This window comes from Pseudomonas sp. RSB 5.4 (assembly GCF_037126175.1).
In the GTDB taxonomy this organism is placed as follows: domain Bacteria; phylum Pseudomonadota; class Gammaproteobacteria; order Pseudomonadales; family Pseudomonadaceae; genus Aquipseudomonas; species Aquipseudomonas fluorescens_H.
In genome coordinates, this window is record NZ_CP146986.1 from 4,158,664 (window position 1) to 4,173,391 (window position 14,728).

A 14,728-nucleotide genomic window follows, 5' to 3' on the forward strand; every position below is an offset into this window, starting at 1 on the left:
AGAACGATCATGGGTCGTCTAGCCCTGTTGTTACTGACCGCCTGCCTGAGCGCCAGCGCCATGGCGGCGGACGTCATCAAAAGCGAGCGCCAGGAAACCTTCGGCGACGTGACGGTGCACTACAACACCTTCAACTCCACCTACCTGCAGCCGGACATCGCCAAAGCGGCCGAACTGATCCGCAGCAACAATCAGGGCGTGATCAACGTCTCGCTGATCAAGGACGGCAAACCGCTGAGCGCCAACGTCACCGGCACGGTCAAAGACCTGACCAGCCAGAGCGTGCCGCTGAACTTCCGCCAGGTCACCGAACAGGGCGCGATCTACTACATCGCCCAGTACCCGGTGGAACAACAGGAAACCCGCACCTTTGAAATCAAGGTGCAGACGGGCGACAAGATCAACACCATCAATTTCAACCAAGAACTCTTTCCCGGCGAATGATGAACATCAAGCAGCTCGTACTGGCCAGCCATAACGCCGGCAAACTCAAGGAACTCCAGGCCATGCTCGGCGACTCGGTGCAACTGCGCTCGATCGGCGAATGGAGCAAGGTCGAGCCGGAAGAAACCGGCCTGTCGTTCGTCGAGAACGCGATCCTCAAGGCGCGCAATGCCGCGCGCATCTCAGGCCTGCCGGCGCTGGCCGATGATTCCGGTCTGGCGGTGGATTTCCTCGGCGGCGCGCCGGGCATCTATTCGGCACGCTACGCCGATGGCAAGGGCGATGCGGCGAACAACGCAAAACTGCTCGACGCCCTCAAAGATGTGCCTGAAGCCGAGCGCGGCGCGCAGTTCGTCTGCGTGCTGGCACTGGTGCGTCACGCCGATGATCCATTGCCGATTCTCTGCGAAGGTCTGTGGCACGGACGCATCCTGACCGCCGCCAGCGGCGAGCACGGTTTCGGCTACGACCCGCTGTTCTGGGTGCCGGAGCGAGAGGTGTCCAGCGCCGAACTGAGCCCGGCCGACAAGAACCGGATCAGCCACCGCGCCCGTGCAATGGATCTGCTGCGCCAGCGTCTGGGCCTGAAATGACCGACAGCCACCCCGCGTCGTCGCTGATCATCGGCGGCGCCGCCTCTTCGCCTCGGGCGCCGCTGCCTACGCTGCCGCCTCTGGCGCTGTACATCCACATCCCGTGGTGTGTGCGCAAATGCCCGTATTGCGATTTCAACTCGCACACCGCCAGCCCAGTGCTGCCGGAACAGGAATACGTCGACGCGTTGCTGGCCGATCTCGATCAGGATCTGCACGGGGTGTACGGCCGTCAGATCAGTTCGATCTTCTTCGGTGGCGGTACGCCGAGTCTGTTCAGCGCCGAAGCGCTCGGGCGCTTGCTCAAAGGCGTCGAGCAGCGCATCCCGTTCGCCCACGACATCGAGATCACCCTGGAAGCCAATCCCGGCACCTTCGAGCAAGAGAAGTTCGTTGCGTACCGCAAGCTGGGGATCAATCGCCTGTCGATCGGCATCCAGAGCTTCCAGCAGCAGAAACTCGAAGCGCTCGGACGTATCCACAACGGTGACGAAGCGGTGCGCGCGGCGGGAATGGCGCGCCAGGCCGGGTTCGATAACTTCAACCTCGACTTGATGCACGGCTTGCCGGATCAGTCGCTGGACGATGCCTTGAGCGATCTGCGCCAGGCCATCGAACTGAAACCGACGCACATCTCCTGGTATCAGCTGACACTGGAGCCGAACACGGTGTTCTGGAACCAGCCGCCGGTGCTGCCGGAAGACGACACGCTGTGGGACATTCAGGAAGCCGGGCAAGCGCTGCTGGCCGCGCACGGTTACGTGCAATACGAAGTCTCGGCCTACGCGCAGCCTGGGCGCCCGGCGCGGCATAACCTCAATTACTGGAGTTTCGGCGACTTCATCGGCATCGGTGCCGGCGCCCACGGCAAGCTCAGCCATCCGGACGGGCGCATCGTCCGCACCTGGAAGACACGCCTGCCGAAGGACTATCTCAACCCGGCCAAAAGTTTCCAGGCCGGCGAGAAAGCCCTGAGCAACGACGAGATGCCGTTCGAGTTCCTGATGAACGCTTTGCGCCTGACGGCCGGGGTGGAATCACACCTGTACCCCGAGCGCACCGGCCTGCCGCTGGAAAGTCTCGCCGAACACCGCCGCGAGGCCGAACAAAGCGGCCTGATGCAGGTCGAACCGTCACGTCTGGCGGCCACCGAGCGCGGACAACTGTTTCTCAACGATTTGCTGCAGAAATTTCTGAGCTGAGCCCTAACGGCCGCCCCAAGGAAAACCGCATGGATTTGATACTCGATCTGCTCGCCACCGTGTCCCGCTGGAGCCGCAGCAACCTCTCGGAAATCGCCCTGGCGCTGGTGGGCTGCCTGCTGGTGCTGTTCGGCGCCGACTTCAAAGGCTGGGTCGAACAACGCCTTGGCAGCATCGCCGGCGCCCTGCGCGTACCGCTGATGGCCCTGCTGTGCGTGATCGGCAGCGGCGCCGCACTGATCTACGCCACACCGTGGGTGGTCAAGGGCCTGAGCCAGTTCAACAACTACAGCCTGGCACCGGTGTTGCTGGTGGTCCTCGTCCTTATTGGCGTAGTCGCCGACCGCCGCTGAATCCAATACCCCCCAAAACAACTGTGGGAGCGGGCTTGCTCGCGAAGGCGTCGGATCAGTCAACATCAACGTTGAATGATCCACTGCTTTCGCGAGCAAGCCCGCTCCCACAGTTGATCGCAATGACAGGGACGTTCATGAGCAAAAAACTGTTGGACGAGACAAGCAAATTTCTCAGCTTCGTGTTGCGCCATGAACCTCAGGCGGTTGGTCTGACGCTGGATTCTGAAGGCTGGGCGAATATCGACGCACTGATCAGCGGCGCTATGGGTGACGGTCGTAAACTGGATCGCGAACTGATTGAAGCAGTCGTTACAAGTAGCGACAAAAAGCGCTTCTCGATTTCCGAGGACGGCCAACTGATTCGTGCGGTTCAGGGCCATTCAACGAAAAGCGTGGATCTGCAGTTTGAGCAGAAACAGCCCCCGCAAATGCTGTATCACGGCACGGCGACGCGCTTTCTTGAGTCAATCAAAGAACAAGGCCTGATCCCGGGATCACGCCATCACGTGCACCTTTCCCAAGACATCGACACCGCTACGGCGGTCGGGCAGCGCTACGGCACCGTGGTGATTCTGAAAGTCGCCGCACGACAAATGGAAGAACAGGGTTTGAAGTTCTATCAGGCCGAAAACGGTGTCTGGCTTACAGAACAGGTGCCGGCTCGATTTCTTTCCACCCTGTAATTTCTGAGCACACAAAACAACTGTGGGAGCGGGCTTGCTCGCGAAGGCGTCGTATCAGTCAACATCAACGTTGAATGATCCACCGCTTTCGCGAGCAAGGCCGCTCCCACACTGGGTTTTGCGTGATGCTTAGGAGATTTTCTCGAACTTCAGATCCCACACGCCATGCCCAAGACGTTCGCCGCGGCGTTCGAACTTGGTGATCGGCCGTTCGGCCGGGCGTGGTACGCATTTGCCGTCTTCGGCGAGGTTGCGGTAGCCCGGGGCGACGTTCATCACTTCCAGCATGTACTCGGCGTACGGCTCCCAGTCGGTGGCCATGTGCAGGATGCCGCCAACCTTCAGCTTGCTGCGCACCAGTTCGGCGAAGGACGCCTGAACGATACGACGCTTGTGGTGACGGCTCTTATGCCATGGATCCGGGAAGAACAGCATCAGGCGATCGAGGCTGTTGTCGGCGATGCAGCGGTTGAGCACTTCGATCGCGTCGCAATCGTAGACCCGCAGGTTGGTCAGGCCCTGAGTCAGCACGCCATTGAGCAGCGCGCCGACACCGGGACGGTGCACTTCCACACCGATGAAGTCCTGATCCGGCGCCGCCGCGGCCATTTCCAGCAGCGAGTGGCCCATGCCGAAACCGATCTCCAGCGAGCGCGGCGCCGAACGGCCGAACACCTGATCGTAATCCACCGGCGCGTCGGCCAGCGGCAGCACGTACAGCGGCGCGCCCTGATCCAGACCACGTTGCTGGCCTTCGGTCATGCGCCCGGCGCGCATCACGAAGCTCTTGATGCGGCGGTGTTGGCGCTCGTCGCCCTCTTCCGTCTGGAGAGGCGTGTCGTTCGATTCAGTCATCAATGGCTCTTACTTGATCAGACCATCCAGCGGCGAAGAGGCGCTGGCATAGAGTTTTTTCGGCATGCGGCCGGCGAGGTAGGCCAGACGGCCCGCGACGATCGCGTGTTGCATGGCTTGGGCCATCATCACCGGTTGTTGGGCGTGGGCGATGGCCGAGTTCATCAGCACGGCGTCACAGCCCAGCTCCATGGCGATGGTGGCGTCGGAAGCGGTACCGACACCAGCATCCACCAGCACCGGAATTTTCGCTTCTTCGAGGATGATCTGCAGGTTGTACGGGTTGCAGATCCCCAGACCGGAACCGATCAGACCGGCCAGCGGCATGACCGCGATGCAGCCGATTTCCGCCAGTTGCCGGGCGATGATCGGGTCATCACTGGTGTAAACCATCACGTCGAAGCCTTCCTTGACCAGCGTTTCGGCGGCCTTGAGGGTTTCGATCACGTTGGGGAACAGGGTTTTCTGGTCGGCCAGCACTTCCAGCTTCACCAGGTTGTGACCATCGAGCAGCTCACGGGCCAGGCGGCAGGTGCGCACGGCTTCGATAGCGTCGTAGCAACCGGCGGTGTTCGGCAGGAAGGTGTAGCGATCCGGCGACAGCACGTCGAGCAGGTTCGGCTCGCCTTCGATCTGGCCCAGATTAGTGCGGCGCACGGCGAAGGTGACGATCTCGGCACCCGAGGCTTCGATGGCCTGACGGGTTTCTTCCATGTCACGGTACTTGCCGGTACCGACCAGCAAACGCGACTGGTAAGTACGACCGGCCAGAACGAAAGGCTTGTCGCTACGAACGATGCTCATGGGGAATCCTCTTTAAGGGTGAGGGTCTTGCAGAATTCTGTGCCCTTGCGGACCCGGCGGCTAGCCGCCGCCGATGGCGTGCACCACTTCGACGTTGTCGCCGTCGTTGAGCACGGTGTCGGCATGCTGGCTGCGTGGAACGATGTCCAGATTGAGTTCGACTGCCACCCGGCGTCCGGTCAGTTCCAGGCGGGTGATCAGGGCCGCAACGGTTTCACCGTCGGGCAGTTCAAGGGATTCGCCGTTCAACTGAATGCGCATGCGCCAGGCCGCCATCATTTTTAGGGGGTGGCATTCTAGCCCGATCATGACCTAAAGGTCAGCACCAAGCGTCAAGCGGTTACTGCAGGCGCCAGGCGGCCAGTCCAAGGCACAGCCAGCCGAGCAGAAACGCCAGACCGCCGAACGGGGTGATGATGCCGAGCTTGCTGATGCCGGTGGTGGTCAGCACATACAGACTGCCGGAGAACAACAGGATGCCGACGGCGAACGAGATACCGGCCCAGGTCACCAGCCGTCCCTGAATCTGCGTAGCCAGCAGCGCAACGCCGAACAGCGCCAGGGTGTGCACCAGTTGATAGGTCACACCGGTGTGGAAAATCGCCAGATACTCGGGGGTCAGGCGGCTCTTCAGGCCATGAGCGGCGAAGGCGCCCAGGCCCACACCGGTAAAACCAAAGAAAGCGGCCAGCATCAGAAAGCCACGCAGCATGTGGAACTCCAGTCAGACTCGTTCGGCAGGGTCTGTATAATGGCCCGCTCTATCGGTTCGGCCAAGCCATCTCTATGCTGCGTTCACTTTTGCGTCGTCTCACGAAGGCCCTGCTCTGGTTCGCGGGCGGCAGTGTATTGCTGGTGTTGCTGTTTCGCTTCGTGCCACCGCCGGGCACGGCGCTGATGGTCGAGCGCAAGATCGAATCCTGGGTCGACGGCGAGCCGATTGACCTGCAGCGTACCTGGAAGCCGTGGGACGAGATCTCCGACGACCTCAAGGTCGCGGTCATGGCCGGCGAAGACCAGAAATTTCCCGAGCACTGGGGTTTTGACTTCGGCGCGATCCAGGCTGCATTGGCCCACAACGAGCTCGGCGGTTCGATTCGCGGCGCCAGCACTTTGAGCCAGCAAGTCTCCAAGAACCTGTTTCTGTGGTCGGGCCGCAGTTATCTGCGCAAAGGCCTGGAGGCGTGGTTTACCGCGCTGATCGAGGTGTTCTGGCCCAAGCAGCGGATTCTTGAGGTTTATCTGAACAGCGTCGAGTGGGACGACGGGGTGTTTGGTGCCGAAGCGGCGGCACGCCATCACTTTGGCGTGAGCGCCAAGTCGTTATCGCGGCAGCAGGCGAGCTATCTGGCGGCGGTGCTGCCCAACCCGCGAGTGTGGAGCGCCAGCCATCCTACGGCTTATGTGTCACGCCGGGCCGGGTGGATTCGGCAGCAGATGAGCCAGTTGGGCGGGACCAGTTATCTGCTGGGGCTCAACGATTCGCGCCGGGCGCCTTGGGCCGAATAACGCAGAAGATCTCCTGTGGGAGCGGGCTTGCTCGCGAAAGCGGTGTGTCAGCTTGCATTGATGTCACTGATAAACCGCATTCGCGAGCAGGCTCACTCCTACAGGAATTTGTGTTGAGCCAGAAACGAAAACGCCCCGATCATCGCTGATCGGGGCGTTTTTTATTGCCTGAGCGCCGGTTATGCGGCGATCGACAACTTGAGCTTGTTCATCGCGCTCTTCTCGAGCTGACGGATTCGCTCGGCCGACACGTTGTACTTCTGCGCCAGGTCGTGCAGCGTGGCTTTCTCTTCTGCCAGCCAGCGCTGGTAGAGGATGTCGCGGCTACGTTCGTCCAGCACTTCCAGCGCTTCGTGCAGGTTGTGGTTGGAGTTGTCGCTCCAGTCGGCATCTTCCAGTTGACGCGCCGGGTCGTACCGGTGGTCTTCCAGGTAGTTGGCCGGCGACTGGAAAGCACTGTCGTCATCGGCTTCAGCAGCCGGATCGAAGGCCATGTCATGACCGGTCAGACGGCTTTCCATCTCGCGCACTTCACGTGGTTCGACGCCAAGGCTTTCCGCCACACGGTGGACTTCCTCGTTGTTCAGCCACGCCAGACGTTTCTTCTGGCTGCGCAGGTTGAAGAACAGCTTGCGCTGGGCCTTGGTGGTCGCGACTTTCACAATGCGCCAGTTGCGCAGGATGAACTCGTGAATTTCCGCCTTGATCCAGTGCACGGCGAACGACACCAGACGCACACCCATTTCCGGGTTGAAGCGCTTCACGGCCTTCATCAGGCCGACGTTGCCTTCCTGGATCAGGTCGGCCTGAGCCAGACCGTAGCCGGAATAGCTACGGGCAATGTGTACGACAAAACGCAGGTGGGCGAGCACCATCTGCCGAGCCGCCCCCAAATCCTGCTCATAGTAGAGACTCTCGGCCAGTTCACGCTCCTGCTCCGGCGTCAGCAATGGAATGCTGTTGACGGTGTGCACATAGGCTTCCAGGTTCGCACCCGGAACCAACGCATACGCAGGTTGCAAAGAATTGGTCATGCGAAAAAACCTCCCACTTACATACTCGTGCCTCTCGGCACTGCGAAAAATTGACCGGGAATTCAAGTACAAGTTCCCAAAAAAACCGCGAGGTCAATCACGCGCAAAAAAGATTCTACTTCGGCGCCAGCTCCCTGAGATGACGTGCGACTGCAATCCATGCACCGATATAACCCAACAGCACCGCGCCAAGCAAGAGCGACAGACCGTCGGCAACTGGCACTCCGGCCAGCGCGAAATCACTGCCGTACAAGCCGGCCAGTCCAACCACCGCGTCGTTCAGCCAGTTTAGGCCGAACGCCAGCACTCCCCAGGACAGAACACCCGCACCGAAGCCATACAACGCGCCCATATAAAGAAAGGGACGACGTACATAGCTGTCAGTGCCGCCGACGAGTTTAATCACTTCTATCTCTGTGCGGCGGTTTTCAATATGAAGACGAATGGTATTGCCTATCACCAAAAGTAATGCAGAAACCAGCAGCACCGTCAGACCGAAGACAAAACGATCACCGAGCTTGAGGATAGCGGCCAGACGCTCGACCCAGACTAGATCAAGTTGCGCCTGTTGTACCTTCGGCAGCTCGGAAAGTTTTTGTCTTAATGCTTCCAGCGTCGGCTTGTCGACTTCCTTCGGGGTCACCAGCACCACGCCCGGCAGCGGGTTTTCCGGCAGCTCGCGCAGGGCCTCGCCCAAACCGGACTGCTGCTGGAACTCCTCCAGCGCCTGATCACGGCCGACATATTCGGCATCAGCAACGCCGGGCATGCCTTTGATCTGCTCGCGCAACGCCTCACCCTGCGCGGGCGTGGCATCCAGCTGCAGGTACAGCGAAATCTGCGCCGCACGCTGCCACGAACCGCCGAGACGCTCGACGTTGTTGATCAGCAGCGACAGGCCCATCGGCAGGCTCAACGCCACGGCCATCACCATGCAGGTGAAAAAGCTGCCGATCGGCTGCTTGCCGAGGCGACGCAGGCTGTCGAGCAGGCTCGCGCGGTGACTTTCGATCCACGAACGCAACAGCGTGGAAAAGTCCGGGCCGTCGTCATCGTCGTGCTTTTTCTTCTTTGGCGGCTGCGGGTCGGCGGCTTTCGGGGCCACGCGCTCGGAAACCTTCGGACTGCGTGTCGCACTCATACGCCGGCCTCCCCGTCTCCGATCAATCGGCCGCGCTGCAAGGTCAGCATGCGGTGGCGCATACGCGCAATCAGGGCCAGATCGTGACTGGCGATCAGCACGCTGGTGCCCAGCCGATTGATGTCTTCGAACACGCCCATGATCTCGGCCGCCAGACGCGGGTCGAGGTTACCGGTAGGTTCGTCCGCCAGCAGCAGGGCCGGACGGTGCACGATGGCGCGAGCGATGCCGACGCGCTGTTGCTGACCGGTGGACAGGTCGCCCGGGTACAGATCGGTTTTATCCGACAGCGCCACGCGCTCCAGCGCCGAATCGACGCGCTTGGCGATTTCGGCCTTGGACAAGCCGAGAATCTGCAGCGGCAGCGCGACGTTGTTGAACACCGTGCGATCGAACAGCAACTGGTGATTCTGGAACACCACGCCGATCTGGCGACGCAGGAACGGAATCTGCGCGTTGCTGATGGTGCTCAGATCCTGCCCGGCCAGCAGCAGTTTGCCGCTGGTCGGACGCTCCATCGCCAGCAACAGGCGCAACAGCGTGGACTTACCGGCACCGGAGTGACCGGTGACAAACAGAAACTCGCCACGACGGACTCGAAAGCTCAGCTCATGCAAGCCGACGTGACCGTTCGGGTAGCGTTTACCGACCTGTTCGAAACGAATCATGAACGCTCCCGCTCGGCAAACAGTGCCTGGACAAAGGGTTCGGCTTCAAAGGTACGCAGATCGTCGATGCCTTCACCGACGCCGATGTAGCGGATCGGCAGGCCAAACTGCTTGGCCAGGGCGAAAATCACCCCGCCCTTGGCGGTACCGTCGAGCTTGGTCAGCGCCAGGCCGGTCAGTTCGACGGTCTGGTTGAATTGCTTGGCCTGGTTGATCGCGTTCTGACCGGTGCCGGCATCGAGCACCAGCAGCACTTCGTGCGGCGCGTCGGCGTCGAGCTTGCCGATCACCCGGCGAACTTTCTTCAGCTCTTCCATCAGGTTGTCTTTGGTGTGCAGACGACCGGCGGTGTCGGCGATCAGCACGTCGATGCCACGGGCCTTGGCGGCCTGCACGGCGTCGAAGATCACCGACGCAGAGTCGGCGCCGGTGTGCTGGGCGATCACCGGGATCTTGTTGCGCTCGCCCCAGACCTGCAACTGCTCAACGGCAGCGGCGCGGAAGGTGTCACCGGCGGCGAGCATGACTTTCTTGCCTTCCAGTTGCAGCTTCTTCGCCAGTTTGCCGATGGTGGTGGTCTTGCCAGCGCCATTGACGCCGACCACCAGAATCACGAACGGCTTGTTCTGCGAGGCAATTTTCAGCGGCTGCTCGACCGGCTTGAGCATCGCCGCCAGCTCGGCCTGCAACGACTTGTACAGCGCGTCGGCGTCGGCCAGTTCTTTGCGGGCGACCTTCTGGGTCAGGCGCTGAATGATCTGGGTGGTGGCTTCAACACCGACGTCGGCGGTCAGCAGCCGGGTTTCCAGCTCATCGAGCAGGTCGTCATCGATGGTTTTACGGCCGAGAAACAGGCTGGCCATGCCCTCGCCGATGCTGGCGCTGGTTTTCGACAGGCCTTGCTTGAGGCGGGCGAAGAAGCCGACTTTGGTTTCTTCGCTGCGCGGGGCTTCCACTGGCGTTTCAGCAACCACTTCCACCGGCACAACCGGAGCAGCGACGACCGGTGCAGGTGCAGGTGCAGGCTCGGGCTGCTGAACGACCGGCGAAACAGGGGCAACGAACACCGGGGCCACCGGCTCGGCAACAACCGGCGCAGGCTCGACAACCGGCTCAACCACTGGCGCCGGAGCGACCTCAGGGACGAACGCGGCCGGCGCAGGAATCGGCGGCGTCACATGCGGCGCGGCCTCTTCGACCAAAGCCACCGGCTCTTCGGCCACCGGCAAGGTCAGCCACGGCTCGGCCGCCGGAGCCAGTGGCAGCTCAGCCGCCACCGGGGTTTCAGGTTCTGGCTCGGGCTCGACCGGTTGCAGCACCGGCTCGGCAATCGGCAGCACGATCGGCGCCGGCTCTTCTTCTATAACAGGCGCTGGCGTCGGAGCCGGCTCAGGAATCGCGGGCGGCTGTTCGACGACGGGTTCCTGCGGTTTCTTACGCAGCCATCCGAACAGGCTTTTCTTCTCGCCAGCCGCAGCTGGGGTCTTCTTGTCGTCGTTGGAACCAAACATGGAGGACGGCTATCTCACGGTAGCGACGCGCCATAAGGGCGCCCCGGCAAATAAATATTCGATGCAGAACAGACTGTGTTTCATCCAGCTTGTTCACGCGCAACATTTTGTCGAGGCGCCAGCGGCACCCCAAAGATTCGTATTAACGAAGGACTAAACCGGCAAAATCGGCGAAAAAGCGAAGTCTAGTCGATAAACCGCAGCTTTCTGCCGCAAACCCATACAGCCGGTTCAGGCCTGAAAACCTGATAGGCGTGGTCGCCGGTAAAACGGATCAGTATCCTAGCACCCTCTCGCCCGCCGACGCTAAGACCAAGCGGGCAGCCCAACAGGTTAAAAAACGAATGAATGCTCTAGCCCGCCGCGCTGCAGGCCTGCTGTTCAGCACAGTCTGCCTGCCCCTTTCGGCCCTGGCGGCCGACCCGCAACCGACCCACGAATTCACCCTCGACAATGGCCTGAAGGTCGTCGTGCGCGAAGACCATCGCGCGCCGGTGGTGGTGTCGCAGGTCTGGTACAAGGTCGGTTCCAGCTACGAAACCCCGGGCCAGACCGGCCTGTCCCACGCGCTCGAGCACATGATGTTCAAGGGCAGCGAGAAAGTCGGCCCCGGCGAAGCCTCGTTGATCCTGCGAGATCTGGGTGCCGAGGAAAACGCCTTCACCAGCGACGATTTCACCGCCTATTACCAGGTGCTCGCCCGCGACCGCCTGGGCGTAGCGTTCGAACTGGAAGCCGACCGCATGGCCAATCTGCGCCTGCCGGCCGACGAGTTCGCCAAGGAAATCGAAGTCATCAAGGAAGAGCGTCGCCTGCGCACCGACGACAAGCCGATGTCCAAAGCCTACGAGCGCTACAAGGCGATGGCTTACCCGGCCAGCGGCTACCACACGCCGACCATCGGCTGGATGGCGGACCTGGACCGGATGAAAGTCGAGGAGCTGCGCCACTGGTATCAGTCCTGGTATGTGCCGAACAACGCCACGCTGGTGGTGGTCGGCGACGTCACCCCTGATGAGGTGAAAACCCTCGCCCAGCGCTATTTCGGGCCGATTGCCAAGCGCGACGTGCCGCCAGCGAAGAAACCGCTGGAACTGGCCGAGCCGGGTGAGCGCCAGATCACCCTGCATGTGCAGACTCAACTGCCCAGCCTTATGCTCGGTTTCAACGTGCCCAGCATCGCCACCGCTGAAGACAAGCGCTCGGTCAACGCCCTGCGCCTGATCTCGGCGCTGCTCGACGGCGGCTACAGCGGGCGTATCCCGACGCAACTGGAGCGCGGCGAAGAGCTGGTCTCCGGCGGTTCGTCGAGCTACGACGCCTACACCCGTGGCGACAGCCTGTTCACCCTGTCGGCGACGCCGAACACGCAGAAGAACAAGACCATGGCGCAAGCTGAAGCCGGTCTGTGGAAACTGCTGGAACAGCTGAAAACCACCGCACCGTCCGCCGAAGAACTGGAGCGCGTGCGTGCGCAAGTGATCGCCGGTCTGGTGTTCGAACGTGACTCGATCACCAGCCAGGCCACCGCCATCGGCCAGCTGGAAACGGTCGGTCTGTCGTGGAAGTTGATGGACACCGAACTCGCCGATCTGGAAAGCGTGACCCCGCAAGACATCCAGAACGCCGCCAAGCTGTATTTCACCCGCGAACGTCTCAGCGTCGCCCATGTCCTGCCACTGGAGACGACTCATGAGTGAGCGTAAATCCCCACGCCTGTTGCTTGGTCTGATCGCTGTGGCGGTCATCGGCTCCGCCGCGTTCTATCTGATGCCCGGTGTCAAAACCGACGCCAGCGAAGCACTGGACAACGCCAAGACCAGCCAGAAGCTGCAATCGCTGGCCGAACTCGACGGCAAGGCCCCGGCCAGCCGCAAGCTCGACGTGCAGACCTGGAACACCGCCGAAGGGGCCAAGGTGCTGTTCGTCGAAGCCCATGAGCTGCCGATGTTCGACATGCGCCTGATCTTCGCCGCGGGCAGCAGCCAGGACGGCAATGCGCCGGGCCTGGCAATCCTGACCAACGCCATGCTCAACGAGGGCGTGGCGGGCAAGGACGTTGGCGCCATCGCCCAGGGCTTCGAAAGCCTCGGGGCGGATTTCGGCAACGGCGCCTACAAGGACATGGCGCTGGCTTCGCTGCGCAGTCTGAGTGCCGCCGACCAGCGCGAACCAGCGCTGAAGCTGTTCTCCGAAGTGGTGGGCAAACCGACGTTCCCGGCCGACTCCTTTGCGCGCATCAAGAACCAGATGCTCGCCGGTTTCGAATACCAGAAACAGAACCCCGGCAAGCTCGCCAGCCTCGAGCTGATGAAGCGTTTGTACGGCGACCACCCGTATGCGCATTCCAGCGACGGTAATGCGCAGAGCGTGCCGAAGATCACTCTGGCGCAACTGCGTGAGTTCCACGCCAAGGCCTACGCGGCCGGCAACGTGGTGATCGCGCTGGTCGGTGACTTGTCTCGCGCCGAGGCCGAGGCGGTTGCCAATCAGGTCTCCTCTGCCCTGCCGAAAGGCCCGGCACTGGCGAAGATCGCTCAGCCGCAGGAACCGAAAGCCAGCATCAATCACATCGAGTTTCCGTCGAAGCAGACCAACCTGTTGCTCGCGCAACTGGGCATCGACCGTGACGACCCGGATTACGCGGCGCTGTCGATGGGCAACCAGATCCTCGGTGGCGGCGGTTTCGGTACCCGTCTGATGAGCGAAGTGCGCGAGAAGCGCGGCCTGACCTACGGCGTCTACTCGGGCTTCAGCCCGATGCAGGCTCGCGGCCCGTTCATGATCAACCTGCAGACCCGTGCGGAAATGAGCGAAGGCACCCTGAAACTGGTGCAGGACGTGCTCGCCGACTACCTGAAGACTGGTCCGACCCAGAAAGAACTCGATGATGCCAAACGCGAACTGGCCGGCAGCTTCCCGCTGTCCACCGCGAGCAACGCCGATATCGTCGGCCAGCTGGGCGCCATGGGTTTCTATAATCTGCCGCTGAGCTATCTGGATGACTTCATGCGTCAGTCCCAGAGCCTGACCGTCGAACAGGTCAAAGACGCGATGAACAAACACCTGAGCACGGACAAACTGGTCATCGTCAGCGCTGGCCCGACCGTGCCGCAAAAGCCGTTACCGGCCCCATCTGATAAACCTGCCGAGCAACCGCTCGGGGTTCCGGAGCATTAATGGCTACTCGCCCTAAAAAACCTGCGCAGAACGTCCACAACGGTGTGAACCAGCTGCGCATCATCGGCGGCGAATGGCGCAGCCGCAAACTGAGCTTCCCTGATGCCCCCGGCCTGCGCCCGACACCGGATCGCGTGCGCGAAACCCTGTTCAACTGGCTCGCGCCGTATGTGGCCGGGGCCAAGGTGCTGGATCCGTTCGCCGGCAGCGGCGCGCTGTTTCTTGAAGCACTGTCGCGTGGCGCAGCTATGGGTCAGGCGCTGGATGCCAGCCACGTTGCGGTGTCGAGCCTGAAGGAACACCTCGGCACCCTGCGCTGCACCAACGGCCAGGTGCAGACCGCTGACGCGCTGCGGTATCTGGAAACCCAGGTCGCCACGCCGTTCGATCTGGTATTTCTCGATCCGCCGTTCAACCAGAACCTGTTGCCAGCCGTCTGCACTTTGCTGGAAGAACGCCAATGGCTGGCGCCGGATTCGTGGATCTACACTGAAAGCGAGACCGCGCCTTCGACGCTGGGCCTGCCGGGCAACTGGCGCCTGCACCGCGAACAGAAATCCGGGCGGGTGTATTACGCGTTGTGGCAACGTATGGCAGAGATCGCCGGTTAACTGAAAGTTTGCGCTAAATCTGTGGCGAGGGAGCTTGCTCCCGCTGGGTCGCGAAGCGGCCCCTTTTTCAGCAGCGAGGCCTGCTGCGCAGTCCAGCGGGAGCAAGCTCCCTCGCCACAAAAGCGTGCGTACTCTGC

The 14,728-nt window shown here is 61.7% G+C and carries 17 protein-coding genes; 9 read left to right on the forward strand and 8 right to left on the reverse strand.

Going from position 1 to position 14,728, the window contains the following annotated elements; genetic code table 11:
* The first annotated feature begins 9 nt into the window (after positions 1-9).
* The 5 genes from V9L13_RS18830 (at position 10) to V9L13_RS18850 (ending at position 3,278) form a co-directional block, all read left to right on the forward strand.
* Entirely contained in the window at positions 10-444 is a 435-nt protein-coding gene (locus V9L13_RS18830) for a DUF4426 domain-containing protein (RefSeq protein WP_338800233.1), read from the forward strand.
* Positions 441-1,037: an RdgB/HAM1 family non-canonical purine NTP pyrophosphatase gene (gene rdgB, locus V9L13_RS18835; RefSeq protein WP_338800234.1), complete on the forward strand. Its 597-nt coding sequence runs from the start codon at positions 441-443 to the stop codon at positions 1,035-1,037. Before V9L13_RS18830 ends, rdgB begins: the two co-directional genes overlap by 4 nt.
* On the forward strand, positions 1,034-2,239 hold the full coding sequence (hemW, locus tag V9L13_RS18840; RefSeq protein WP_338800235.1) for a radical SAM family heme chaperone HemW: 1,206 nt from the start codon (positions 1,034-1,036) through the stop codon (positions 2,237-2,239). The genes rdgB and hemW overlap by 4 nt, the downstream gene beginning before the upstream one ends.
* Positions 2,240-2,268: 29 nt before the next feature.
* A complete protein-coding gene (locus V9L13_RS18845) occupies positions 2,269-2,592 on the forward strand; it encodes a DUF3392 domain-containing protein (RefSeq protein WP_003229134.1) in 324 nt (107 codons plus the stop codon).
* Between the two features lie 137 nt (positions 2,593-2,729).
* Positions 2,730-3,278 (forward strand): RNA 2'-phosphotransferase, encoded by a 549-nt coding sequence (locus tag V9L13_RS18850; RefSeq protein WP_338802882.1) that lies wholly within the window; start codon positions 2,730-2,732, stop codon positions 3,276-3,278.
* A gap of 129 nt (positions 3,279-3,407) precedes the next feature.
* Here the strand turns inward: V9L13_RS18850 and trmB are convergent, their stop codons facing one another.
* The 4 genes from trmB to V9L13_RS18870 all read right to left on the reverse strand — a co-directional run bounded on the left by trmB (position 3,408) and on the right by V9L13_RS18870 (position 5,649).
* Positions 3,408-4,133 (reverse strand): tRNA (guanosine(46)-N7)-methyltransferase TrmB, encoded by a 726-nt coding sequence (gene trmB / locus V9L13_RS18855; protein ID WP_003229138.1) that lies wholly within the window; start codon positions 4,131-4,133, stop codon positions 3,408-3,410.
* Positions 4,134-4,142: 9 nt separating this feature from the next.
* Positions 4,143-4,937, reverse strand: coding sequence for a thiazole synthase (locus V9L13_RS18860; RefSeq protein ID WP_047297148.1), 795 nt, complete (start codon positions 4,935-4,937; stop codon positions 4,143-4,145).
* 60 nt (positions 4,938-4,997) lie between these two features.
* Positions 4,998-5,198 carry a sulfur carrier protein ThiS gene (gene thiS / locus V9L13_RS18865; protein ID WP_338800236.1) on the reverse strand — a complete coding sequence of 67 codons (201 nt, stop codon included), beginning with the start codon at positions 5,196-5,198 and terminating at the stop codon, positions 4,998-5,000.
* Between the two features lie 79 nt (positions 5,199-5,277).
* Positions 5,278-5,649, reverse strand: coding sequence for a DUF423 domain-containing protein (locus V9L13_RS18870; protein WP_103484289.1), 372 nt, complete (start codon positions 5,647-5,649; stop codon positions 5,278-5,280).
* 74 nt (positions 5,650-5,723) lie between these two features.
* Here V9L13_RS18870 and mtgA point away from each other — a divergent pair, with 74 nt between their 5' ends.
* Entirely contained in the window at positions 5,724-6,446 is a 723-nt protein-coding gene (mtgA, locus tag V9L13_RS18875) for a monofunctional biosynthetic peptidoglycan transglycosylase (protein WP_003229145.1), read from the forward strand.
* Between the two features lie 179 nt (positions 6,447-6,625).
* Here mtgA and rpoH read toward each other — a convergent pair whose 3' ends face one another.
* From rpoH to ftsY, 4 genes are all read right to left on the reverse strand, one after another.
* Entirely contained in the window at positions 6,626-7,480 is an 855-nt protein-coding gene (rpoH, locus tag V9L13_RS18880; protein WP_003229146.1) for an RNA polymerase sigma factor RpoH, read from the reverse strand.
* A 115-nt stretch (positions 7,481-7,595) separates the two neighbouring features.
* Positions 7,596-8,621, reverse strand: a complete 1,026-nt coding sequence (gene ftsX, locus V9L13_RS18885) for a permease-like cell division protein FtsX (RefSeq protein WP_003229147.1) — start codon at positions 8,619-8,621, stop codon at positions 7,596-7,598.
* Positions 8,618-9,289, reverse strand: a complete 672-nt coding sequence (gene ftsE / locus V9L13_RS18890; RefSeq protein ID WP_003229148.1) for a cell division ATP-binding protein FtsE — start codon at positions 9,287-9,289, stop codon at positions 8,618-8,620. The genes ftsX and ftsE overlap by 4 nt, the downstream gene beginning before the upstream one ends.
* Positions 9,286-10,800 carry a signal recognition particle-docking protein FtsY gene (gene ftsY, locus V9L13_RS18895; protein ID WP_338800237.1) on the reverse strand — a complete coding sequence of 505 codons (1,515 nt, stop codon included), beginning with the start codon at positions 10,798-10,800 and terminating at the stop codon, positions 9,286-9,288. Before ftsY ends, ftsE begins: the two co-directional genes overlap by 4 nt.
* A gap of 344 nt (positions 10,801-11,144) precedes the next feature.
* Here ftsY and V9L13_RS18900 point away from each other — a divergent pair, with 344 nt between their 5' ends.
* Genes V9L13_RS18900 through rsmD form a run of 3 tightly spaced genes read left to right on the forward strand, consistent with a single transcriptional unit; the run spans position 11,145 to position 14,591 of the window.
* Positions 11,145-12,500 carry a pitrilysin family protein gene (locus V9L13_RS18900; protein ID WP_338800238.1) on the forward strand — a complete coding sequence of 452 codons (1,356 nt, stop codon included), beginning with the start codon at positions 11,145-11,147 and terminating at the stop codon, positions 12,498-12,500.
* Complete coding sequence (locus V9L13_RS18905) at positions 12,493-13,980, forward strand: pitrilysin family protein (RefSeq protein WP_338800239.1); 1,488 nt, start codon at positions 12,493-12,495, stop codon at positions 13,978-13,980. Before V9L13_RS18900 ends, V9L13_RS18905 begins: the two co-directional genes overlap by 8 nt.
* Positions 13,980-14,591 carry a 16S rRNA (guanine(966)-N(2))-methyltransferase RsmD gene (gene rsmD / locus V9L13_RS18910; protein WP_027610566.1) on the forward strand — a complete coding sequence of 204 codons (612 nt, stop codon included), beginning with the start codon at positions 13,980-13,982 and terminating at the stop codon, positions 14,589-14,591. Before V9L13_RS18905 ends, rsmD begins: the two co-directional genes overlap by 1 nt.
* Positions 14,592-14,728 lie beyond the last annotated feature (137 nt).

Coding starts and splice junctions, on each gene's coding strand:
- V9L13_RS18830 (WP_338800233.1), top strand. CDS start 10: ATGGGTCGTCTAGCCCTGTTGTTACTGACCGCCTGCCTGAGCGCCAGC.
- rdgB (WP_338800234.1), top strand. CDS start 441: ATGATGAACATCAAGCAGCTCGTACTGGCCAGCCATAACGCCGGCAAA.
- hemW (WP_338800235.1), top strand. CDS start 1,034: ATGACCGACAGCCACCCCGCGTCGTCGCTGATCATCGGCGGCGCCGCC.
- V9L13_RS18845 (WP_003229134.1), top strand. CDS start 2,269: ATGGATTTGATACTCGATCTGCTCGCCACCGTGTCCCGCTGGAGCCGC.
- V9L13_RS18850 (WP_338802882.1), top strand. CDS start 2,730: ATGAGCAAAAAACTGTTGGACGAGACAAGCAAATTTCTCAGCTTCGTG.
- trmB (WP_003229138.1), bottom strand. CDS start 4,133: ATGACTGAATCGAACGACACGCCTCTCCAGACGGAAGAGGGCGACGAG.
- V9L13_RS18860 (WP_047297148.1), bottom strand. CDS start 4,937: ATGAGCATCGTTCGTAGCGACAAGCCTTTCGTTCTGGCCGGTCGTACT.
- thiS (WP_338800236.1), bottom strand. CDS start 5,198: ATGCGCATTCAGTTGAACGGCGAATCCCTTGAACTGCCCGACGGTGAA.
- V9L13_RS18870 (WP_103484289.1), bottom strand. CDS start 5,649: ATGCTGCGTGGCTTTCTGATGCTGGCCGCTTTCTTTGGTTTTACCGGT.
- mtgA (WP_003229145.1), top strand. CDS start 5,724: ATGCTGCGTTCACTTTTGCGTCGTCTCACGAAGGCCCTGCTCTGGTTC.
- rpoH (WP_003229146.1), bottom strand. CDS start 7,480: ATGACCAATTCTTTGCAACCTGCGTATGCGTTGGTTCCGGGTGCGAAC.
- ftsX (WP_003229147.1), bottom strand. CDS start 8,621: ATGAGTGCGACACGCAGTCCGAAGGTTTCCGAGCGCGTGGCCCCGAAA.
- ftsE (WP_003229148.1), bottom strand. CDS start 9,289: ATGATTCGTTTCGAACAGGTCGGTAAACGCTACCCGAACGGTCACGTC.
- ftsY (WP_338800237.1), bottom strand. CDS start 10,800: ATGTTTGGTTCCAACGACGACAAGAAGACCCCAGCTGCGGCTGGCGAG.
- V9L13_RS18900 (WP_338800238.1), top strand. CDS start 11,145: ATGAATGCTCTAGCCCGCCGCGCTGCAGGCCTGCTGTTCAGCACAGTC.
- V9L13_RS18905 (WP_338800239.1), top strand. CDS start 12,493: ATGAGTGAGCGTAAATCCCCACGCCTGTTGCTTGGTCTGATCGCTGTG.
- rsmD (WP_027610566.1), top strand. CDS start 13,980: ATGGCTACTCGCCCTAAAAAACCTGCGCAGAACGTCCACAACGGTGTG.